Below are 20,580 nucleotides of genomic sequence, written 5' to 3' on the forward strand. Positions count from 1 at the left end.
CCATGACTGTCGACGGTCGCGCAATCCCACTTCCGGATTACCTCAACCACTGGGTGGCGACGCAGCGATGGTTCGCCGACAAGGGCCGTGTGCCGAGACTGGTCAGCATCGGGCGCTGGGTGCTTCCGAGCGAGGAAGCCGAGGTGGACATCCGCACTGAGCTCGTCTTCGATGCCGCAGCCCCGACCCGCACCCTCTACCAGTTGCCCCTGACCCAGCGGACCACTCCCCTCCCCGCAGGCGGGCAGGGCCTCATCGTCACCCTCGCCGACGGCAGCGCGGTCTACGACGGCACCGCCGACCCGGCCTACGGGCGCGCTCTGCTGGGTTTCATCCTGCGCCAGGCCTCCTCACCTGAGCCCGAAAACCTCGGCGCGCGGGCTCGCGGCGAACTCCACTCGAGCGCAGATCCCGCCGAACGGCCGGCCCGGGTTGTCGCCGGCCGTCTGCTGCGCGGAGAACAGTCGAACACCTCGATCATCCTGGACTGCGTCGACGCCGCCGGGCGCCCGGCTCGTCCCGTCATCTGCAAGGTGTTCCGGATGCTGCATCCCGGCGAGAATCCGGACGTGTCCGTGCAATCGGCCCTGGCCCGGGCCGGCTCACACTTCGTGCCGGAACCGGTGGGCTGCGTGGTCGGCGAGTGGACCGAGCCGGAGCAACCGCGGGTCACCCTCACGGGCCATCTCGTCTTCGCCCAGGAGTTCCTGCCGGGCGCCCCGGATGCCTGGCGGGCCGCCCTGGCCTCGGCCGGGGCCGGGGAGGACTTTAGCGAACAGGCGCGGGCGCTGGGCGTGGCGACGGCAGCCGTGCACGCCGACCTGGCCGCCGTGATGCCCACTCACGACGCCACCCCCGCGGTCATCGCCGCCGAACTCGGCCGGATGCGCGAGCGCTATCGCAGCGCCGCCGCCGAGGTGCCCGCCCTGACCGGCTACGATACGGCCGTCGAGGCGATCTTCGAGCGGGCGGAGAGGGCTTGCTGGCCCCGGCTGCAGCGCATCCACGGCGATTTCCACCTCGGCCAGGCCCTCGAGGTCCCCGGCCGCGGCTGGGTGCTGGTGGATTTCGAGGGCGAACCGCTGCGCCCCCTCGACGATCGCACCCAGCCGGATGTGCCGTTGAAGGACATCGCCGGGATGCTGCGGTCCTTCTCCTATGTGGCCGGCACGGTGGAGCGGTCCTCGCCCGGCGACCAGACGGCGTCGGCCGAAGCGTGGGCCGCGGCGTGCCAGCACGCCTTCCTCGACGGCTACACGCTGCGATCCGGCCAGAGCCTGGCCGGTCAGGAGCCCCTGCTCGACGCGTTCCAGCTGGACAAGGCCCTCTACGAGGCCGTCTACGAGACCCGCAACCGACCCTCCTGGCTGCCGATCCCGCTCGCGGCCATCCGCGGCCTCGTCCTGGAGGTCTCCGCCGGATTGCCGTGAGCGGCCGGAACGGCCGGTCAGCGCTTGAGCTCGGGGAATTGGTCGTCGCGCCACTCACCGGGGAGCCGGGTGTTCTCGGCGGCCGCGGCATCCTCGCGCATGCGCAGTTCCACCCGGCGGATCTTGCCGGAACTGGTCTTGGGCAGCTCGTAGAACTCGACCCGCCGCACCCGCATGTACGGGGGCAGACCGGTGCGGGCGTGGCGCAGCACCGAGAGCGCCGTTTCGCCGTTGGACTCCCAGCCCGCCGCCAGGGCGATGTAGGCCTTGGCGATGTTCAGCCGGGTGTCGTCGGGCGCGGGCACGACGGCCGCCTCGGCCACGGCCGGGTGCTCCAGCAGCACGCTCTCGACCTCGAACGGGGAGACCTTGTAGTCGGAGGACTTGAAGATGTCGTCGGTGCGGCCGATGAACGTGATGTAGCCTTCGGCGTCGCGGCTGGCGACATCACCGGTGTGGAAGTAACCGTCCCGCACGGCCTCCCGCGTGCGTTCGGGATCCCCGTGGTAGCCGGCCATCAGGTTGACCGCGGTGCGGGACAGGTCGAGGCAGATCTCGCCCTCGTCGCTCTCCTCACCGGTGATGGGATCGAGCAGCGTGATCGCGACGCCCGGCAGGGGCATCCCCATCGAACCGGCCAGAAGTGCGGAACCCGGGGCGTTGCCCACGATCGCCGTGGTCTCGGTCTGGCCGTAGCCATCCCGGATGGTGAGTCCCCAGGAACGCTGGATCTGGTGGATGACCTCCGGGTTGAGCGGCTCGCCGGCCGAGATGATCTCGCGCAGGCCTACCGGCTTGGCGCCGACGTCGGATTGGATCAGCATGCGCCACACGGTCGGCGGGGCGCAGAAGGTGGTCACTTTCGCGCGGTGCAGCTGGTCGGCGAGGGCGAACGGGTCGAACCGGGCGTAGTTGTAGACGAAGACGGTGGCCTCGGCGATCCACGGGGCGAAGAAGCTGCTCCAGGCGTGCTTGCCCCAGCCGGGCGAGCTGATGGCCAGGTGCACGTCGTCCGGGCGGAGTCCGATCCAGTACATGGTGGTCAGGTGCCCCACGGGATAGGACGTCTGGGTGTGCACCACCATCTTCGGCTTGCTGGTGGTGCCCGAGGTGAAGTAGATCAGGGACGCGTCGTCGGAGGACACGACCACGGCGGGCTTCTCGGCCGCGACGAGCGCGGCATCCGCGTAGTCGGCCCAGCCGGGGGTGGCCGCACCGACGCAGACGCGCGAGAAGTCGCCGGGCACCGCGTCGAACTTGGCGGCGTCGCCGGCGTTGGCGATGACGTGCTGCACACCGCCGCGCAGAACCCGGTCGGCCAGGTCGCCGGTCGCAAGCACCGTGGACGTGGGCAGGATGACCGCGCCCACTTTCATGATGGCGAGCATCAGCTCCCAGAGCTCGACCTGGTTGCCCAGCATCAGCATGACGTGGTCGCCGTGCCCGACGCCCCGGGAGATCAGCCAGGTGGCCACCTGGTCGGAGCGCGCCGACATCTCACTGAAGGTCACCGTCAGTTCGCGGCCATCTTCCTCCACGATCCACAGGGCGGTCTTGTCGTTGCCAGCGGCGATGACGTCGAACCAGTCGACGGCCCAGTTGAAGTTCGCCCCCACATCCGGCCACTCGAACTCGGCCTGGGCGCGCGCATGATCGTCTCGCAGCTGCAGAAGGTGGTCGCGCGCGCCTCGAAGGGCGGTGGTGCTCTGGGGGGTGGTCATCCGTCCCATCTTCCTCGGTTCAAATGCCCAAAACGGAATACGACACCCGGCCGCGGGGCCGGCAGGTCCCGCAGGTTCCGCAGCTCGGCGCCGTTCGGGCCGACAGCGCGAAGATCTTCCTCGGCGTGATGAAGCGCTTCAGGGAGTGGCGCGGATCGCGTCCACCAGGGCGGCGAAGCGGGCGTTGCCGGGCAGGTCGTCGATGAGCACGGACTTTCCGTCGGGGCCGGCCAGCGGGATGCGCCAGTTCGGGTACTCGTTCGAGGTCCCGGGCTGGTTCTGGGTCCGGCGCTCGCCGACCGCATCCACCAGAGCCACGCCAAGGAGCGACGAGGGCGTCAGTGCGGTGTACGCGTAGAGCGCCTCAACCGTCTCCTGCACGGTCGGGGCTGGCTCGGTGCCGAGCGGCGGCAGCAGGCCGCGTTCGCGAAGCGCGGCCAGCATGGCGGACTGCTCGGCAAGGTCCGCGGTGCGCTCTTCCTCGACCGATCGCCCGAGCAGACCGAGCGATTCGCGCAGGGCCACGTGGTCGCCGGCGAGATAGCCGGCCGTCGGAGGCAGATCGTGGGTGTTCACACTGGTCAGGCAGGCCTGGCGGTACCGTTCGGGGGCCAGCGGCACGCCGTTGTCTCGTTCGAACCAGAGGATCGAGGTTCCGAAGATGCCGCGTTCGGCGAGGTAGTCGCGCACCCAGGGCTCGAAGACGCCGAGGTCTTCGCCGATCACCACGGCGCCGGCGCGCTGGGCCTCGAGGGCCAGGATGCCGATGAGTGCCTCGTGGTCGTAGTGCACGTAGGTGCCCTCTCCCGGTCCGGCGCCGACCGGGATCCACCACAGGCGGAACAGACCCAGAATGTGGTCCACCCGGATGCCGCCGGCGTGGTGCAGGATGCTGCGGAGCATGTCCCGGTAGGCGACGTAGCCCGACTCGGCCAGCCGGCCGGGGTGCCACGGCGGCTGCGACCAGTTCTGGCCCTGCTGGTTGAACATGTCCGGCGGGGCGCCCACGGTCATGCCCGGGGCGAGAACGCCCTGCAGGGTCCAGGCGTCGGACCCGGTGAACTGCACCCCGACCGCGAGGTCGTGCACGATGCCGATGGCCATCCCGGCATCCGTCGCCGCGCGTTGAGCGGTCTCCAACTGCTGGTCGCAGAGCCACTGGAGCCAGCTGTGGAATTCTATGCGGTCCGCGAGCTGCTTCCGGTGCTCGGCGGCGAAGGGACCGCGGGGGCCGCGCGGCTCGATCGACCATTCCGGCGCATCCGCCGGGAACAACTCGGCCAGGGCGCACCAGAGCGCGAAGTCGACCAGACCCTGACCCTGCTCGGCGCAGAATTCCTCGAACCGGTGGGCACGGGAGGGGCTCGGCCGCACCTTGTGCACGGCTTCCAGCGCGGTCAGTTTGGCGGCATAGGCGCAGTCGCGGTCGAGGTGGTCCGCCTCCAGGTTGGCCGAGTGCTGCCGGTCAGCGAGGGACTCGACAACGGCTCGTGCCGCCGGGGCGAGGTAGGCGTATTCGGGCACGTCCTCGACCCGAATGTACAGCGGGTGGAAAAAGCGCCGGCTCGACGGCAGGTAGGGGGAGGGCTCGACCGGCGGGGCGGGCTCGGACGCGTGCAGCGGATTGACCAGGACGAAGTCGGCTCCGTATTGGGAGCCGGAGATGGCGGCCAGGTCGGCAAGGTCGGCGAAGTCGCCGATCCCCCAGCTCCGGGAGGAGCGCGCCGAGTAGAGCTGGGCCATCAGACCCCAGTCGCGATGCCCGGCCAGGTTGCGGGTGGTCTCGAGCCGGGGCGGGGTCACGACGAGGCCGCAGCGCGCCGTGTGGTCTCCGCTCTCTGCGTGCAGGGTATGCCAGCCCAGAGGCAGGCCGGCCGGAATTTGGAACATCGCCCGGCTCGTCGGCCGACCGTCGACGGTGCGGGGTTTCTCCCAGAGCCCGGTCTGCAACACCTCGTGCCGGGTGCCGTCCTCGGCGACGATCCAGACGAGGGCCGTCGAACCTGCGCCGGCGTGCACGGGCACCTCGGCCTCGCCGCCCGCGCGGAGCACCACGACGGGAGGCAGGAGCCGGCGCCAGGGCGCGAGGCTCTGCTCGGTCAGGGCCGCATCAACCTCGGCAGGCGTGCCGGCGGGAACGCCGAGGGCACCCAGGACCTTACGCAGGGTGCCGAAGTCGACCGCCCGTGAAGCACCGTCCCAGCCGGTGAAAGAGGTGTCAACCCCGAGTGATCGTGCCAGTTCCAGCAGCGCCGCCGCAGAACGGTCGGTTGGTTCGAGTTCCATGGGACCACTCTAGATCCGGGACCGGTTCCGGACCCGCGCCGGACCCCGCCGGCTCTACCTGCCGAAGCGCGAGACGAAGGCCTTCATCAGCTTGGCCGGCTCGGTGACGATGGATGCGTCGATCGCCGCGATGACGTCGTCCAGGGCGTCGGGATCGAAGTAGCCGGACTCGCGGTAGATGCGGATGCGGGTCAGGATGCCGGCATTGGTCAGTTCCGGATGGAATTGCGTCGCGTAGACGTTGTTGCCGACCCGGAACGCCTGCACGGGACAGTTCTGCCCGGTCGCCAGCAGGACGGCGCCGGGCGGCAGCTCTGAACAGGCCTCCTTGTGCCCGACGAAAGCCTGGAAGGTGGGCACGAGCGCGGCGAACAGCTGGTCGGCTGCGCCTGCCTCGGTGAGGGAGATCCAGGTCGGCCCGGCCTCCTCGGACCAGGTGCGGTCCAGCCTGCCGCTCAGATGGCTGGTGAGCAGTCCGACACCGTAGCAGGCACCGAGGAAGGGGAAGTCCCGGGCCAGCACCTGGTCGAGGAGGGCGGCCAACTCGGCCTCGACGCGGCGTTGCACGGACGACTTGATCTCGGCGGAATCGCTCGCGTTGAAGGGGCTGCCGCCCACGATGATGCCCGAGTATCCGTTCAGGTCGATCGGCGGCATCGGCGCAGCCTCGAGCCGCACCCGGTGGAGCTGGTCGGGTTCCAGATCGCCGGCCGCGAGGAAGCCGGCGTACTCGTCATCGGCGGCTTCGTCCTCAGAACGGGTGGCGAGCAGCAGGAAGGGCTTCACAGCATCATCGTAGTGGCGGGCCTCGGTAGACGCGGCTCCGGCTTCGACCTGGCTGTGAGCGCGTCGAAGACCTGGTCTCCCCCTGCACCAGGAGCTGCTGCATCTGCGCGGCGTCGAATGCGAACCCCCCACCACCGACCTATGCGGGTGCGCCGGCGATGTTGACCATCCAGCTCACGCCGAATCTATCGACGCACATGCCGAAGCTGTCGCCCCACGGCGACGGCTCGAGCGGCATGACGACGGTGCCCCCGGCCGCGAGCTTGTCCCAGTAGCCGCGCAGCACCGGTTCGTCGTCGCCGCTGAGCGACACGGAATAGTTGGTGCCCGGACGGTACTCCATCCGGTTCGGAGTGTCGGAAGCCATCAGCACCAGGCCGTCGTCGGTGGTCAGCATGGCGTGCATAATCTTGTCCTGCTCAGCCTTGTCGTCGCTCGCCTCGAACTCGGCGAACGTGCTCAGCGTCAGCTCGCCGCCGAACACCGTCCGGTAGAACTCCATCGCTTCCCGGGTCGTATCCCGGAACCCCAGGTAGGGATTGAGTTGGGTCGTCATGGTGGAGCCTCTTTCTGTCATGGGGCGAATGCTCCGATTATCGGCTCAACCCCGCGCCAGCACGAGGCGTGCGGGGAAGTCTCCTACGCTGGAACCATGGACTCCCCCAGGGCCGCCCTGCTGCGGCCGATTCTCACCCTCACCATCAACCCCGCTCTCGACGTGAGCACGTCAACCGAGCACGTGGTCAGCGAGCACAAGATGCGCTGCGGCCGGTCCCGCCTCGACCCGGGCGGCGGCGGCGTGAACGTGGCTCGGGTAGTGCAACGTCTCGGCGGGCAGGCCCTGGCCGTGTACACCGCGGGCGGCCCTACCGGGGAGGCCTTCCGCCGGCTGATCGAAGCCGAACGCATCCCGACCATCGCGGTGCCGATCCATGGCAGCACCCGCGAGAGCTTCACCGTCGACGAGACTGGCACCGGCAAGCAGTTCCGTTTCGTGCTGGAAGGCCCCGAGCTCAGTGAAACCGAGTGGCGGGCCTGTCTCGCGGTCGTCGGAGAGTCGATTCCGGTCGGCGGCTATGTGGTCGCCAGCGGCAGCCTGCCGCCGGGAGTCCCGGATGATTTCTACGCCCGGGTCACCCGTCTGGCGCACGGGCACGACGCCCGCTGCATCGTGGACACGTCCGGTCCCGCTCTCGCGGCCGCGCTCGACGAGGGGGTCTACCTGGTCAAACCGAGCGGGCGTGAGCTGGGAGAGCTCGTCGGCGCAACCCTCGACACCGAACAGAGCAAGATCGACGCGGCCGCCGAGCTCGTCGCCCGCGGGTCCGCGGAAGTCGTCGCGCTGACGCTCGGCGGAGCGGGAGCCGTGCTCGCCTCGGCGAGCGGGATCATCCGTCTGGGGGTGCCGCAGGTCACGGTGCAGAGCACCGTCGGGGCCGGCGACAGCTTTCTCGGTGCGTTCGTGCTGCGGATCGCGCAGGGGTTCCCGGTGGACCGGGCGTTCCGGGCCGCCGTCGCCGCCGGCAGCGCCACCGCGATGACACCGGCCACGGAACTCTGCCACCGGGTCGATGTGGAACGCCTGGAGGCCGAACTGGTGGCACTAACGTGAAGCTCACCGACATTGACCCGCCCAGCCGTAGCTTTTCCCGGTGGCTCACCGACGAAGAGGTGGGGCAGGTGCTCGCCTCCAGCCGCGGCTGGAGGCTTGCGCCGGACGGCGGCGTGATGGCCGGCAAGATTCGCAAGACCCGGATCGCGCCGTCTCTGACCGCGCTCGGCGCCACCGCGGCCGCCGAGCGTTGGATCAGCCGCGCGGCGGCGCCCGGCAGGGACGGCAGCGGCCCGACGCACATCATGTGGGGTATCTTCAACGCCCGAACGGACGCCGAGATCGCGGCTAAAGTCGATTCATGACCGCTGACGCTGCCACCGGCACCCGTACCCCCCGCACCTCGATCCCCCGCTTGATCGGCCGATTGGCTCTGGGGGCATTCCTGCTCTTCGCCGGGATCAGCCACCTCGCCTGGAACCGTGAGGCGTTCCTCGCCCAGGTGCCCACCTGGTTGCCGCTCGAGGGAGATTTCGTCGTGGTTGCGTCGGGCCTGGTCGAGATCGCTCTGGGCCTGTCGCTGCTGCTGCTGGCCAGGCGCAAGGTGCAGGTGGGTTGGGTCGTGGCCCTGTTCTTCCTGGCAATCTTCCCCGGCAACATCTCCCAGTTCGTCACGGCCACCGATTCGTTCGGCCTGGATTCGGACCTGTCCCGTGGCATCCGCCTGCTCTTCCAGCCGGTGCTCGTGGCGTGGGCGCTGTGGTCGACCGGTGCGTGGCGCGCCTGGCGGGCACGCCGTGCAGCATAAGTGATACCCCATGGGGTATATTGGGCGGACGAGTTCAACGAAAGGGTTCAACGGATGTGCCGTCAAGTTACGTGTAAGAAGTGTGGAAAAACGACCTGGGCCGGGTGCGGCCAGCACGTCGACCAGGTGATGCGAGGCGTTCCGAGTGCACAGCGGTGCCGCGGACACGAGAAAGACGCCCCGACCCCCGGCTTCTTCGCGCGGCTCTTCACCCGCAACTGAGTCCGGAGTCAGTAGTCGCTGGCGGACAGGTCGGTCGCGGCGTCGTGCTTGAGCTTCAAAAGGGCGAGGTCGATGTGCAGAAACACCTCGGTGCGGGCCTCCCGCCGGGCCTCGTAATCGGGGTCATGCCAGTCGATGTTCAGCCTGATCAGGCGTGACGACACCGCGTCACTGACCTCGTCGCTGGCGGCCCGCTGGGCCCGCCGCACGAGACGCGCGACCTTGTCGTCGTCGGCGGCCACGGCCTCGAGGGCCTCGGCGAGCTTCTCATGCACGCGTCGGCGCAGTTTGAGCTGAATGATGTCGTGGTGCTGGTCTTCCGTGAGATCGGAGGTCCACCGTGACCTGGTCAGCTCTGTGCGCAGGTCCTTGACCCGGCGGGCGTACTGCTCGTTCTGCCGGGTGAGCAGGTGCAGCTCGTGCCGGGCGGTCGCCGCGTAGCGTTCCGGATCGTAGTCGGCGTGATCACCGAGAGCGCCCACGATGATGTCGTTCTTCACCGCCATTCGGACGGCGGAAAGCGCGATCTTGAGCCCCTCGTCGACGATCACCTTAATTGCGGCCACGCTACAAAATCTTACTGTGCAGGCCTGCCGAAATCAGGGCTCCCCCTGTCGCGGTAGGGTCCTGCGCGGAGCTTAATGCGAGCGCACCGGCGACGAGAGCGGCGTGATGTAGGAGAACCCGGTGCTGTTGTTCTTGGTCATCGAGAGCACCAGCTCCATGTGCGGCTCAAGCGCGGTGACCTTGTCGAGCGGGGAACCGATGATGAGCTGGAAGCCCAACCCCTTCCACGCCGACACGGCACGGCCGGCGAACTCGGAGTCCGATTTCACGAAGCCCTCATCGAGGAAGACCGGCGCGAAACGCGGGCGGGTGCGACTCTCGTCGCCGAGCTGGAACCGCAGGGCGGCTCCCACGACGAACGCCACCAGTTCCTGGGACTCGCCACCGCTCTTGCCGCCGAGCGACGAGTAGGTGCTGACTTCCACGCCCTCCGGGGTGGTGCGCACGGCGGTGATCTCCACGTGCCGGCGCACGTCGAGCAGCAGATCGCGCTGGGATTCCTGGCGCGGACCGTCGGCGGACTTGCGGATCAGGTTCATGAACGCCTGTAACCGGGTGAACCGGCTTTCGGTCTGCTCGTCGGTGAAGGCATCCGTGGATCCGGAGGACAGCACCTTGAGTTCCGTGCGAAACGCGGTGGCGTCATCGCGGTGGAGGCGACGCAACGCGATCTTGAGTCGGTCGCGCCCGGCTCCGAACGGCAGTGTGGTGAGGATCTCGTTGATGGGACGGAGACGATCTTCGATTTCCTCGATGGAGGAGGTGAATGCCCCGACCAGGGGAACCAGGTCCTGGCCGCTCCAGAGCGCGAGGCGGCGCTTCCACTCCTGGCGCCGATCGTGCAAGCCGAGTGTGTAGACGGCGTCAAGGATGTCCCGGTAGCTCGGGTAGGAATCGAGCGAGACGCCGATGTTCGGGTCGGGCCAGCGGCTCTGAAAGGTCTCGAAGATGCCGATCAGGGTGTTGCGGGCGCCCGCGGCGCTGTCCCGGTCCTGACTGGACTGCTCGGTGAGGCGCTCGCGCAGCCGCCTGATGGCCCCGTCGAACGCGTCGAGGTCGTGCTGGTCGGCGACAGCCGCGAACTGGGCGTCGAGGTGGGTGGCGTGCTCCTCCGACAGGGACAGCGCGGCTTCCGGGTCACCGTCGATGCGGTCGAGGCGGCTGCTCACCGCATCCTGCCGGTCCACGAAGCGGCCCTGCTCGGCGACGAGGGCCTGCAGGGCAACCTCCGTGGCGTGCTTCAGCTTCTGGGCTGTTTCCAGTTCGGCGGCCAGACGCTCTTCCTCGTCTTTCAGGGCGCGCAGCACGTCACTGTCGGCGAGCACGCGCTCGCGCTCGGCCCGCTTGTCAGTGATGCGGACATCCGCGGCTTGCACGTCGATGGCCGGCCAGGCCGCGTCGACGACGAACTGGTGTGCGCCCCTGCGGGCCCGGAGGTCGGCGAGGCTCGCCCCGTGCGCAAAGGCTTCACGCGCCAGGCTGTCGGCCTCAAGCCGCAGGCGGGCCAGCTCCTCGGCGGGGATGCCCGACGCCTCGGCGATCAGCAGGCGTGCGCTGTGCAGGTGCTGGGGAACCAGACTCGCCCGCCCGGACAGGAACTGGTGCTCCTGCCCCAGGGTGCGGAGGTTCTCCTCGACCGGATAGGCCGTGCGTTGCAGCGCGCTTCTCTTGTTCTCGAGGTCGATTTCGGCAGTGGGAAAGCCGGACAGGAACCCGTCGGCCGCGGCGCGGGCCCGATCGAAGTCGTCGCCGGAGTCGATGGAGAGGCCGAGAGGCCGGATGCGCTCGTCGAACTTGGAGCGCTCGGCGGCCACGTCGTCGCGTTTGTCGGTGAGCTGGCCAAGCTCGTTCTGCAGGCTGACGAGCACGTCGCCGCCGTTGTCACGCTGCTGGCGCTGCAGGTCGGCGACACGCGCTTTCAACGCGGTCTCGGCATCCCGGGCCGTCGTGGAGCGAAGCTGGGTGTCGCGCCGCTGCACCCGGTTGACGTCGGCGGCTTCCTCGAGCAGGCTCTGCTCCGTGCGGAGCTGCCACAGCACGAACGGCGTGTCGCCGGAGCGGTGCACGCCGAAGGTGTCGATCAGGTCGGCCTTATCGGTCGCCGTCTCGTAGACGCGGTGCAGGACGGGCAGGCGTTCCAGCACCTTGGCCTTCTGCGCCTCGGCGACCATGGCGCCGTAGGACCGTTCGAGGTCTTCGAAGTGGGCAACGGCCTTGTCGGCGGCCCCGTAGGTGGACGGTTCCTCAAGCACCATCGACTTGTAGAGCCCGTCGACCGTCTTGACCTGCTGGCCGGCCTGGATGCGTGCGAGCAGCCTGAGCGCCTTGCCGCCCTCGCCGTTGGCGCCGATGCCCAGGCGGGTGTACAGGGTCTGGGCGAACGCCGCATAGGTGTCGAAGACATCCAGTTCGGGGAACCGGGATTTGAGGGCGCGCTTGTCGAACCGGGACTCGGTCACGTCGGCCAGGTCGCGCAGGTCGAGGTATCCGTCGATCGTGGCCATCTTCATGGTGATGTCGGCGAACCGGGTGGCGCCACGGGGCACGAAGTAGGCCCGTAACACTGTGAAACGGCGCTGGTTGTCGTCGATGAAGGTCATCGACACGGCACCCCAGGTGGACTCGTGGGCACCGCGGAGCACCTGGTCCTGCAGCTCCCCCGTGCCGGCCTCCCGGTTGGCGTCGGTCTTGCCCTTGAGGTAGGTCATCAGGCTGCGCTGGTCGGCGCTGCGCGCCCGCCCGGAGCCGGCGTCGTTGGAGGCGCCGTTGAAGGGGGTGTCCGACGGCATCATCAGGGCGAGGTAGGCGTCGAGCAGGCTGCTCTTGCCGGTTCCGGACGCGCCGGACACCAGGGTGGCGCTGGGCGCGAACGCAACCTCGTGGTGGCCCTGAAAGCCGCCCCAGTTCACCATCTGGAACGACTCGGCGCGCCACTGCGTGGTGCCTTCGGTGAGGCCGTCGACATAGAAGAGCGGGGAATCGTTCATGACAGGGCCTCCGGCAGGGCTTCGGACAGGAGAGGCAGATCGTCAAGATCGGTGGCATCCGGGCCGGGATCAGCGTTCTGGGTGACCAGCCACTCCAGCAGTTCGCTCAGCCGTTCCACCGGCAGCAGCACCTCGATCACGGCGGAGATGCGGAATCGGTCGGGGTCGCTGGTCTTCAGCAGCACCCGCGCCTTCGCGAGGCTGTCGACGGCGGCCGTGGCCTTTCGGGCGTCGCCCCACCGGTCGGTGGCGTGTTCGGGCCGGAAATGGCCGACGTTCTCCACCAGGTTGTCGCGGTCCACGATAACGATGTCGTGGCCGTTGGCACGCTCGCTGCGGAACCGCTGCCGCAGCAGCACGAGCAGAATGGTCTCCTCCCGCGTGTAGGACACGTCGTGCAGCAGGGTCGGGAACCGGTCTCCGCCCTCGGCGACCGCCTGCCGTTTGAATGCCACCTCGTAGTGCAGGTCGACGTGCAGATCGAGGAACATGTCGTTCAGGCGCGATTTGAGCAGGCTCTGGGAGCGCAGCAGCGTCTGCCATTCGGCCGGCTGCAGCGCGGCGGAGATGTAGCGGTGCTTCAGCAGCAGCACCAGGGTGCGACGCTGCTCCACGGTGAGTCCGCCCTCGTCGCCCTCGAAAAGGGAAAAGCTGGGCATATCGATGTCGGGGTGCTCGGCGGTGGGCTCGTCAGTCATTGTCGGATCCGTAGTTCAGGGCGGACAGCGCCGCAGTTTCGTCGTCGCTGAGCATGATTCGGGGCACCTCGAAGCTGCGGGTGGAGCCGTCGGGTCGCACGGTTTCGAATCGTTCGAGCGTCTGGGACCGGCTGACCGCATCGATCTGGGTGGCGATCTGAAGCATCCCCAGAATCTCGACCGGGCGGCGCAGGGTGACGTCGAGATCGTTGAAGGCGTCACCGACGGATGCGGCGTCGCCGTGGTTGAAGGCCGTCACGATCGCGTCGCGCAGCTCCCCCAGCAGCGGGCCGCCCTGCGTGCGCATCTCGTCGAGACTCGGTGGCGGCGGGGCGTCGTCGGAGACATCCTGCAGCTCGGGCGGCGCGCGGTGGGCGCCCGGGTCGTAGAAGCGTTCGCGGAGGTGCGGGGCGTCGAGGGTTCCCGGCATGAGTTCGGCGGTGACCGTGGAGCGGGGCCCGGCGGTCTGCATCCAGGTCGCGAGTTCCTTGTTGATCTCGCGCAGCAGGCGTTCGAGTTCGCGGTCCTTGACCACGTCGTGGTTGACGATGTGCTCGCGCAGGGTGGTCGTCAGCCCGTTGCGCTGGGTGAGCACGTCGTCGATGCCCTTGCGGATCAGGCGCACGGTGCCCATGAAGCTGCGGCGGTCGGTGGCGCTGAGTTCGAGGGCGAACGGATGCAGCAGGATCGTCTCCAGGTCGTCCCCCAGCTCCCGCAGCAGGTCGTCGTTGCGCAGCAGGGTGAAGGCCCCCTCGAAGGCGCGACCTTCCGGGGTCGAGGTCATCAGGGCATCCGTTTTGGCGAGGTACTCGTCGAGTACCTCGCTGATCGGGCGTTCCTCACCGCGGAAATCGTTGACGATCTGCCGGTGCATGGCGGCGACGGATTCCTCGACGCGTTTGAAATCGCTGGGCAGCTGGCCGATCAGGTCGACCAGGTCGGCGTAGCCCTCACGCATCTGCTCGTTCGAGACGGGCGCGATCTCGCCGCCGGCTGCGAGGCGGTCGCGCTCGGCGGCGTTCTCGGCGATCGCCCGGTCGAGGCGACGGATGCGCTCCTCCCGATCAGGGTTGGCCTGCGTGGCGCGGTGACGCACCGTGTCGACGATCGTGGTGAGACGGGATTCGCTGATCAAAGCCCGATCGCGGGACAGACTCTCGACCAGGAGCAGCGCCTCGAGTGCGTGCGAGGTGAGCGAGTAGTGTTCTTCGTCGCCCTCCCCCGTTTCGCGGTAGAGCCACTGGTCGTTCATCCACTGCACGCAGAGGGCCCGACCGGTCTTGCCCGGCACATCGCTGCCGACCGAGCGCAGGTCGGCAAGGTAGGCGTCGACCTGAATGTGCAGCAGATCGGCCCGCACGCTGCGCCGGTCGCGGCTGAAGGAGGACTTGAACACGAAGAGCACGAACGGCGCCCACTTGCGGTCCAGCAGGCGCAGGGTGGGTTTGTCGAAGGCTTCGCGCACCCGCGCCAGTTCACCCGCAAGCTCGCTCATATAGAAGTTCCTTCCCGGGCCTCCTCAAGGGTAACGGTCCTCGCGTGCGGGCCGACACGCGGGCAGGCGCTCGTGGCGCGTGTGAGACTGTCAGGACAAGCTGAAGGAGCGACACGTGACCGACCCGCGCGCGAATATGGAGGGCAACAACCTGCTCAATCTCGGTGCGCCCCACCTGGACTGGTCGAAGACGCCCGGCCGGGTGCCGGGTTTCTGGATGTCGGTCGTCAGCGTCGTCCTCGCGGTGCTGCTGCCGTTTCCCGCGCTGTTCGTTGCCCTGATCGGGCTTTCCCTTTCATTGCGGGCTTTCAGTGTGATCCCGGCCGGCGCCCGAGGGCGAGGGCTGGTGCTCGCGTCGCTGGCCCTGTCGGGAGTCGCGATTCTGGCTGTCGTCGTGCGGCTGGTTCTGGTCTTCGTCTAGCCGTCGTGTTTCAGCCGTCGTGTTTCAGCCGTCGTGTTCCAGCCGTCGTGTTCCAGCCGTCGTGTTTCAGCCGTCGTGTTCCAGCCGACGTGTTCCTCTCCGCGTCCTGAACGAATTCGACGGAGAATCTGGCCGAAATGTCTCAAAACCCGGCCGAAAAGCACTTGTGCTCCAAAATCTCCGTCGAATTGGTTCACCACGTCACGGCTTCAGCCGGCCCATCCCGGGGAGGAAGCGGCCGGCGCGGGCGCCGTAAGCGGCGTAGTCCGGGTGCTCGGCGACGAGCATCCGCTCTTCCCAGCGTGCCTTGCCCGCCAGCAGCAGAACGAGGGCGAGCCAGGCTACGAGATGCCAGACCGATGCACCGAGCAGCACGAGCCCAAGGCCGCAGATCATCAGACCGGTGTAGATGGGGCTGCGCACAAGACCGTAGACACCAGTGGTGACCAGAGGCGCGTGTTCCCGCGGAATCGGGCTCGCGGTGAGGGCCGGTCCGAGGCCGAGCATGCCGAGCACGGCGAAGACCGCGCCGGCGACAGCAAGCACGATCGCGCCAAAGACAACGGCGAGGTGCACCGGCCACAGTGTGCCGTGGGGCAGGAGGGACAGGGCCAGGAGCAGCAGGAACTGGGCCGACACCAGGGCAATTGCGAGCGCGCGCTTCATGGCTTGAGGCTACGCCCTGACCTGCCTCGGCTTGCACGTATTCGCGACCCCGGAGGAGATCGCGGATGTCACGAACACTGCGGCCGTTACGATCCCGGCCAGCTTCTTGTCCTCCTCGTAGCCGGCCAATGCCCAGCCGCCCTTGTCGGTCTGGGCTCCCGCGAGCACGAGAGGGAGCTTCAGCAGACATTGTGACCCTGGACGCCGGCCCTAGAAGGGCGGTGGGTCGTCGACGGCGCCCGGAGGCTCGAAGGGTATTGCCGGATCGGACCTGTAGTGGAGACCGCTGGGCGCGGTCCAGTGGAGCTCGCCGCGCGGCGACTGGGTCACCGTCCAGTTGGTTTGGGTCTTCAACCGGTGGTCGGGCGCGCAGAGGCTGGCGAGGTTGTCGTACCGAGTGATGCCGTCTTCTTGCCATTCGTGGCTGTGGTCCATCTCGGCGCGGGCCGCCGGTCGGTTGCAGCCGGCGAATCGACAGGTTTCGTCTCGAATCACAAGGAGCCGCCGGAGGTCCTTCGGCACCCGGTACTGATCTCGGCCGACCGACAGCATCACGCCGGTCTCGGGATGGACCAGGATGCGAGTAAAGCTCGGCGCTCCGGCCGCCAGTTCCCGGGCCGTCTCGGGGTCGATCGGCCCGCACCCCTCAAGGTGACCCGGCTCGTCGCTGCGGCCGAGGAGGGTGAGCACCGGCACCGTCACGTTCACGGTGGCGCGGATGCCCCGGCCGAGCCCCGCGGGGGTGACGCCGTCGACCACCAGTGCCGCGAAGGCATCCGCTCGGAGCTGGGCCAGGGTGCGGTGCTCGTCGGGGCCCTGCAGACTGGCCGCCATGTCGTTGACTCGGTGGAAAATCGCCTGGGCAACCGGCAGCTGCTGGTAGCTGTGCAGCCACCCCATGCCGTCTGCGGCCGGCTCGAACATGAGGGTGCGGTCGGCCTGGCTCTTGCTGCGGCGCACGGTAATCGACTCCGGATGCGACTTCTCCCGCAGGCGGCGGGCCGTGCGGTCGAACTGGGGCACGGTGAGCCGTTTCGCCTGGGGCAGCATCTCGGCCTCGAAGGCGGCGCGGGCCGCCGTCGGAAGAGAATTGGCGTGCTCGATCAGGACCCGCACGTGCGCGTAACTGATCTGGCCGGCCGCGAGGGCATTGCGGCTGGCGGTGAACGTGCCGGTGAGCGCCTCGCTCTGCGCCATCAGATTGGAGGCCGAAGCCTGGGAGATGTGCAACGCACAGGCGAGTTCGGAGATCGCGGTGCGGTAGGCGATCTCAAGGGCGTTCCACCGGGAACCGGCCACGCCGGCCGAAACCGAACCGCTGTCGACCGCGCTGTCGGCCGCGCTGTCGGCAGGCGGCGTGAGCCCCTGTTCGACGGCCTCGGCCCGAGCCGTCCGGCGCGCGCGATCACGTTCGACGGCAAGCTCATTGGACAGGCACCAGGCCCGCACCTCGTCGACCGCCTCGGCCCGCGCCGCCGACGCCGCGGCGAGCAGTCGGTCGGCGGCCGCGGCCGCGGAGACCAGCTCGGCCAGGACACTCATTCTGCGATCGAGGGAAGCCGCATCACCGGACGTTTCGGCCGTCACGACGCCGAGCGCGCCGCCGTCGTCAAGCTCTTCGATGTCGAAGTTCTCGATGTCGCTGAGATCGGCCAGGTTTTCCATACCCTGATTTTAGCACTGATGGAATCTCAGTTCTAGAAATACGCAGAAAATCTACATGACTTTTCGAAGATGTTGACCATCAGTACCAGCCCGAGGCCACCGACTTGTACCACGCTCCACAGGGATCGCCGTAGCGCTCCGCGATGTAGTTCAGACCCCAGGAGATCTGGGTGGCCGGGTTGGTCGCCCAGTCGGCGCCGGCCGAGGCCATCTTGCTGCCGGGCAGGGCCTGCGGGATGCCGGTGGCACCGCTCGAGGCGTTGTAGGCGTTGACGTTCCAGCCGGACTCCTTGTTCCAGAGACTGACCAGGCATCCGAGCTGGTCGGCGCCCCAGCCGTACTTGGACGCCATCATGTCCCGGGCGATCGCCTGGGCTCCGCTGGGGTTCGTGGGGGCGGCGGGGCGGGGAGGTGCCGGGGCGGGCGCGACCGGCTTGGGTGCTGCCGGCTTCGGAGCCGCCGCCTGGGCCGCGGCCTGCGCCTGGGCATCCGCGGCAGCCTGAGCAGCTGCGGCGGCCTGAGCAGCTGCGGCAGCCTGACCAGCAGCCGCGGCCTGCTCCGCGGCGATGCGATCGGCCTCGGCGGTCGAGGCCTTCACGACCTCGGCTTCGGCAGTGACCTGCTCCACAAGATCGAAAACTCGTTCGGGAGCCAGAAGCGAGTACTCGCTGAGCGAGGCGACGGTGCTCGAGAGCGCCGAGACATCCGTCTTGCCCTGGGCCGCCGCGATCACGCCGGTGGCACCGGCAAGGGCGGTGCGGGCGCTCGCGGAGGCGTGGGCCGGGACGACTCCGTCGAGACTGCCTGCCTGCTCGGGATGAGGGCCGGTGGCGGCTGCCAGAGCTGCGGTGGCAATGATGCGTTTCTTTTGCTCGTCCGCGGCAGCCTGCGACGCAGACTGGGCGGAGAATCCACTGCCCACGATGGCGCCAACGGCGATGACGGCGCCGGCCACGAGTAGGCGGCTTCGTCCACGCCGGCGACGCGTTTCCTGATGGCGGGTGAGTCCGACGTCGGTGCCGATCGCGGCTGCCGCACGGACCGGAGTGGCGTCTGATTCAGGGTTTGAACTGGGGAAAAGGACGGACAAAGGGGAAGACGAGTCTGAGTTTGGCATAACTTTCACTGGGCGAATCGCGCGCGGCTGCGCTCACGCTTCTTTTTCGACGTTCCTCGGTCGGGGACCCGGCCGGGCGAACCTTCAAGACTGCCCGGGATTTCTGGACATATCCTCATTTTTAGCTGGCAAAGCACTGGCAAAGCAGGGTGGCGGGATTGCCCAAAAGTCGACCTGGTGGGCCGAAATCCGGATGGTCGTGATGCAATGGTCCGTGATGTCACAACGCACCGCCCCACCGCACCGCTTCGTCTATTCGGCCGATGGAGTCAACCTGGCCACCTACGAATTCGGAGATTCGAGCGCCCCCACCGTGCTCGCCGTGCACGGCTTCGCCTCCAGCGCCGTCGCCAATTGGCACGTCACCGGCTGGACGCGCGATCTCATCCGCGCCGGCTTCCACCTGATCGCGATCGACCAGCGCGGGCACGGCCTGAGCGACAAGCCCCGCTCCCCCGCCGACTACACGATGGAGGCGTTGGTCGACGACGTGTTGCAGGTACTCGACGCCTACCTGCTCGACGAGGTCGCCTACGCGGGATACTCCCTCGGCGCCCGCGTGGGCTGGCAGGCCGCCCGCGAACTGGAGGGACGCATCTCGCGGGCCGTGCTCGGCGGCATACCCGACGGCGACCCCCTCAGACGCTTCAAGGTCATGGATGCCCGCGCTCATATCGAGCACGGCACCGAGGTCGCCGACCGCCTTACCGGGGCATACCTGACCATGGCCCGGGCGCTGCCCGGCAACGACCTCAAAGCCCTCGTGGCCCTCGTCGAGGGAATGCGCGGCGGCCCCCAACCCGGCGCCGACAACGCGCCGACTCAGCCCGTGCTCTTCGCCACCGGGACCAAAGACAGCATCCTCGAGGCCTCCAAGGTACTTGCCGCGGCCACGCCGAGCGGAGGATTCTTCGAGATCCCCGGGCGCAATCACTTCAACGCCCCGACGTCACGCGCGTTCCGGGAGGCGGCGATCGAGTTCTTCCGGAGCGGGAGCAGCAGCGGGAGGGTCGAGGTCCCCCTGCTCTGCTGATCTGCGCTCATCGGGGCAAAGACTTTCGATCGCGGCGTCGGCGTCGTCATCGGGCTTGTGGCTGGAGGTGCAGCGGCCCTCCTCTGGTTTGTTGGTTTGTCGTCGCCGCAGGAATTGCGATGCTCGAACGAGGAACGTCGAGCAAGGCCCGTCGGTCTTTGAACCAGCGCACCACTCCCCTCTCGGCGGGAATCGCGATGGCAAGAACGCGCGGAGTCTTCGCCGGCGCCGTGACCGTGACCGTTCTGGTGCCCGCGCACAACGAAGAGACATCGATCTTCGCGACACTGTCATCGCTGCTCGCCCAGTCGAACCGCCCGGAACGCGTCGTGGTCGTGGCGGATAACTGCACCGACGGGACCGTCGACATTGCCCGATCGCTGGGGGTGGAGATCTTCGAATCTCGCCGGAACACATTCAAGAAAGCCGGGGCGCTCAATCAAATCCTGAAGGTGCTCTTACCGGGCCAGGGCGACAACGACCTCATCATGGTCCTGGATGCCGACACACGTCTCGACGACGGCTTTCTGGAAGCCGCCGTTGGTCGCTTCACCAGCGATCGTGCGCTGATGGCGGTCGGTGGGTTGTTCTCCGGAGAGGAAGGTTTGGGGCTTCTCGGTCAGTTCCAGCGCAACGAGTACATTCGGTACTCCCGTGACAGTCGCCGTCGCCGGGGCCAGCGGGGATGTCTATGACACCGCCGCGCTCACGGAAGACAACGAACTCACCATTGCCCTGAAGTCGCTGGGAGCGCTCATCATCTCTCCCTCAAAGTGCACGGTGGTCACCGAGGTAATGCCAACCGTTCGCACTCTGTGGGTACAACGCCTGCGCTGGCAACGGGGCGCGTTGGAGAACATCGGGGCATGCGGCGTCTCACCCTTCACCTTCCGGTACTGGGCCCAGCAGTTGGGCCTGGGCTACAGCTTCATCGCGCTCAGCGCGTTCCTGCTGCTCATGCTTGTGACGCTTCTGGCGATCGATTCGTGGGTCTGGTTTCCGTTCGGGCTGGCCTCGGTCTTGTTTTCATCGCCGAACGTGTCGTGTCGGTCTGGGCGGGCGGTCTACGGGCACGCCTGCAGGCGCTCACGCTTTTCCCCGAGCTGATCTTCGATGTGTTCCTAGA

The 20,580-nt window shown here is 68.1% G+C and carries 20 protein-coding genes; 8 read left to right on the forward strand and 12 right to left on the reverse strand.

The window, feature by feature from the left end; translation table 11 throughout:
• Positions 1-2 precede the first annotated feature (2 nt).
• Positions 3-1,430: a phosphotransferase gene (locus tag E3N94_RS01835; RefSeq protein WP_134569669.1), complete on the forward strand. Its 1,428-nt coding sequence runs from the start codon at positions 3-5 to the stop codon at positions 1,428-1,430.
• A 17-nt stretch (positions 1,431-1,447) separates the two neighbouring features.
• On the opposite strand, the gene E3N94_RS01840 is transcribed toward E3N94_RS01835, so the two are convergent.
• From E3N94_RS01840 to E3N94_RS01855, 4 genes are all read right to left on the reverse strand, one after another.
• A complete protein-coding gene (locus E3N94_RS01840) occupies positions 1,448-3,160 on the reverse strand; it encodes an AMP-binding protein (protein ID WP_277613279.1) in 1,713 nt (570 codons plus the stop codon).
• A gap of 129 nt (positions 3,161-3,289) precedes the next feature.
• A complete protein-coding gene (malQ, locus tag E3N94_RS01845) occupies positions 3,290-5,437 on the reverse strand; it encodes a 4-alpha-glucanotransferase (protein ID WP_134419440.1) in 2,148 nt (715 codons plus the stop codon).
• Positions 5,438-5,491: 54 nt separating this feature from the next.
• Positions 5,492-6,223: a glutamine amidotransferase gene (locus E3N94_RS01850; RefSeq protein WP_104101427.1), complete on the reverse strand. Its 732-nt coding sequence runs from the start codon at positions 6,221-6,223 to the stop codon at positions 5,492-5,494.
• Between the two features lie 139 nt (positions 6,224-6,362).
• Positions 6,363-6,779, reverse strand: coding sequence for a VOC family protein (locus tag E3N94_RS01855; protein ID WP_104101430.1), 417 nt, complete (start codon positions 6,777-6,779; stop codon positions 6,363-6,365).
• 96 nt (positions 6,780-6,875) lie between these two features.
• Here E3N94_RS01855 and E3N94_RS01860 point away from each other — a divergent pair, with 96 nt between their 5' ends.
• The 3 genes from E3N94_RS01860 to E3N94_RS01870 are packed head-to-tail and all read left to right on the forward strand — an operon-like array spanning position 6,876 to position 8,583.
• Complete coding sequence (locus E3N94_RS01860; RefSeq protein WP_174720206.1) at positions 6,876-7,835, forward strand: 1-phosphofructokinase family hexose kinase; 960 nt, start codon at positions 6,876-6,878, stop codon at positions 7,833-7,835.
• Positions 7,832-8,140, forward strand: coding sequence for a hypothetical protein (locus tag E3N94_RS01865; protein WP_104101432.1), 309 nt, complete (start codon positions 7,832-7,834; stop codon positions 8,138-8,140). Before E3N94_RS01860 ends, E3N94_RS01865 begins: the two co-directional genes overlap by 4 nt.
• The gene (locus E3N94_RS01870) at positions 8,137-8,583 is read left to right on the forward strand and encodes a hypothetical protein (RefSeq protein ID WP_134569670.1); all 447 of its coding nucleotides are present in this window, start codon (positions 8,137-8,139) and stop codon (positions 8,581-8,583) included. The genes E3N94_RS01865 and E3N94_RS01870 overlap by 4 nt, the downstream gene beginning before the upstream one ends.
• Positions 8,584-8,813: 230 nt before the next feature.
• On the opposite strand, the gene E3N94_RS01880 is transcribed toward E3N94_RS01870, so the two are convergent.
• The 4 genes from E3N94_RS01880 to E3N94_RS01895 all read right to left on the reverse strand — a co-directional run bounded on the left by E3N94_RS01880 (position 8,814) and on the right by E3N94_RS01895 (position 14,552).
• The gene (locus E3N94_RS01880; RefSeq protein ID WP_104101439.1) at positions 8,814-9,371 is read right to left on the reverse strand and encodes a hypothetical protein; all 558 of its coding nucleotides are present in this window, start codon (positions 9,369-9,371) and stop codon (positions 8,814-8,816) included.
• Between the two features lie 72 nt (positions 9,372-9,443).
• The gene (locus E3N94_RS01885; RefSeq protein WP_134569671.1) at positions 9,444-12,359 is read right to left on the reverse strand and encodes an SbcC/MukB-like Walker B domain-containing protein; all 2,916 of its coding nucleotides are present in this window, start codon (positions 12,357-12,359) and stop codon (positions 9,444-9,446) included.
• The gene (locus E3N94_RS01890) at positions 12,356-13,057 is read right to left on the reverse strand and encodes a DUF4194 domain-containing protein (RefSeq protein ID WP_104101444.1); all 702 of its coding nucleotides are present in this window, start codon (positions 13,055-13,057) and stop codon (positions 12,356-12,358) included. Before E3N94_RS01890 ends, E3N94_RS01885 begins: the two co-directional genes overlap by 4 nt.
• Complete coding sequence (locus tag E3N94_RS01895) at positions 13,050-14,552, reverse strand: DUF3375 domain-containing protein (protein ID WP_104101447.1); 1,503 nt, start codon at positions 14,550-14,552, stop codon at positions 13,050-13,052. Before E3N94_RS01895 ends, E3N94_RS01890 begins: the two co-directional genes overlap by 8 nt.
• Before the next feature lie 115 nt (positions 14,553-14,667).
• Between E3N94_RS01895 and E3N94_RS01900 the strand changes: the two genes are divergently transcribed.
• The gene (locus E3N94_RS01900) at positions 14,668-14,973 is read left to right on the forward strand and encodes a hypothetical protein (RefSeq protein ID WP_134342372.1); all 306 of its coding nucleotides are present in this window, start codon (positions 14,668-14,670) and stop codon (positions 14,971-14,973) included.
• Between the two features lie 201 nt (positions 14,974-15,174).
• Here E3N94_RS01900 and E3N94_RS01905 read toward each other — a convergent pair whose 3' ends face one another.
• From E3N94_RS01905 to E3N94_RS01915, 4 genes are all read right to left on the reverse strand, one after another.
• Complete coding sequence (locus tag E3N94_RS01905; RefSeq protein WP_134401466.1) at positions 15,175-15,639, reverse strand: isoprenylcysteine carboxylmethyltransferase family protein; 465 nt, start codon at positions 15,637-15,639, stop codon at positions 15,175-15,177.
• 9 nt (positions 15,640-15,648) lie between these two features.
• On the reverse strand, positions 15,649-15,807 hold the full coding sequence (locus tag E3N94_RS16360) for a hypothetical protein (RefSeq protein WP_166784718.1): 159 nt from the start codon (positions 15,805-15,807) through the stop codon (positions 15,649-15,651).
• Between the two features lie 42 nt (positions 15,808-15,849).
• On the reverse strand, positions 15,850-17,304 hold the full coding sequence (locus tag E3N94_RS01910) for an HNH endonuclease signature motif containing protein (protein ID WP_134342374.1): 1,455 nt from the start codon (positions 17,302-17,304) through the stop codon (positions 15,850-15,852).
• Positions 17,305-17,383: 79 nt separating this feature from the next.
• Positions 17,384-18,259 (reverse strand): transglycosylase SLT domain-containing protein, encoded by an 876-nt coding sequence (locus E3N94_RS01915; RefSeq protein ID WP_233191432.1) that lies wholly within the window; start codon positions 18,257-18,259, stop codon positions 17,384-17,386.
• Positions 18,260-18,638: 379 nt separating this feature from the next.
• On the opposite strand from E3N94_RS01915, the gene E3N94_RS01920 reads away from it, so the two are divergent.
• From E3N94_RS01920 to E3N94_RS16970, 3 genes are all read left to right on the forward strand, one after another.
• Positions 18,639-19,454, forward strand: a complete 816-nt coding sequence (locus E3N94_RS01920) for an alpha/beta fold hydrolase (RefSeq protein ID WP_241976840.1) — start codon at positions 18,639-18,641, stop codon at positions 19,452-19,454.
• 119 nt (positions 19,455-19,573) lie between these two features.
• On the forward strand, positions 19,574-20,149 hold the full coding sequence (locus E3N94_RS16965) for a glycosyltransferase family 2 protein (RefSeq protein ID WP_241987032.1): 576 nt from the start codon (positions 19,574-19,576) through the stop codon (positions 20,147-20,149).
• The gene (locus E3N94_RS16970; RefSeq protein WP_241972982.1) at positions 20,109-20,561 is read left to right on the forward strand and encodes a glycosyltransferase family 2 protein; all 453 of its coding nucleotides are present in this window, start codon (positions 20,109-20,111) and stop codon (positions 20,559-20,561) included. Before E3N94_RS16965 ends, E3N94_RS16970 begins: the two co-directional genes overlap by 41 nt.
• Positions 20,562-20,580 lie beyond the last annotated feature (19 nt).

The organism is Cryobacterium sp. Sr3 (assembly GCF_004402835.1).
Classification (GTDB): Bacteria; Actinomycetota; Actinomycetes; order Actinomycetales; family Microbacteriaceae; genus Cryobacterium; species Cryobacterium sandaracinum.